Consider the following 767-nt stretch of genomic DNA (forward strand, 5'->3'; position numbering starts at 1 on the left):
GCGAGTTTCAGGCGGCCTCCTCGGTGTTGGTGGGTCGATCGGTCGTTCTGCGGGTTTGGCCGGGTAGCAGTTCGCCGAACTGCCGGTGGATGTCGGACAGGCCGTCACACAGTAGCGAGGTGCCGCTCGAGTCGTGTGCCTCGTAGTGTGTCCGCAGCGCGCGTCTGGGCCGTGTCAGTCGTGTTTCGCCTCGTAGCGCAGCAGGACCGTGCCGCCCGGGAAGGTGCGGTTCTCCAACAGTCGCAGCGAGATCCAGGACGGCAGTGTCGGGAAGAACGGGGTGCCGCCGCCCACGGCGGTGGGCGCGACCACGATCCGGTACTCGTCCACCAGTCCGGCCCGCACGATCGGCGCGGCCAGCGTCGCGCCGGCCACCTCCAGCCTGCCGTCGGTTTCGGCTTTCAGTTTCCTCACCACCTCGACCGGGTCGCCGCGTTCCAGGCGGGAGTTCCAGTCGACCGACTCCAGGGTGCGGGAGAACACGACCTTGGGCATATCGCGCCAGATGCGGGCGAAGTCGACGATCACAGGGGTGGCGTCCGGAGCCTGGTCGGCGGTCGGCCAGTACGCGGACATCAGTTCGTAGAGCCGCCGCCCGTAGAACGACAGGGCGGTCTCCCGCTCGAAGTCGTTCCAGTACCGGTGCAGCTCTTCGCTCGGATCGCCCCAGTCGATGTTGCCTTGCGCGTCGGCGATGTACCCGTCCACCGACACGTTGAAGCCATAGATGAGTTTGCCCATACAGATCAGACGGCAGCGGAGGGCAA

The 767-nt window shown here is 66.8% G+C and carries 1 protein-coding gene; it reads right to left on the minus strand.

Annotated features, from left to right (window positions below; genetic code table 11):
- Positions 1-174: 174 nt before the first annotated feature.
- Positions 175-741, minus strand: coding sequence for a dihydrofolate reductase family protein (locus ON20_RS25755; protein WP_040839595.1), 567 nt, complete (start codon positions 739-741; stop codon positions 175-177).
- Positions 742-767: the final 26 nt, after the last annotated feature.

It is taken from the genome of Nocardia brevicatena NBRC 12119 (assembly GCF_000308495.1).
In the GTDB taxonomy this organism is placed as follows: domain Bacteria; phylum Actinomycetota; class Actinomycetes; order Mycobacteriales; family Mycobacteriaceae; genus Nocardia; species Nocardia brevicatena.

Coding starts and splice junctions, on each gene's coding strand:
- ON20_RS25755 (WP_040839595.1), bottom strand. CDS start 741: ATGGGCAAACTCATCTATGGCTTCAACGTGTCGGTGGACGGGTACATC.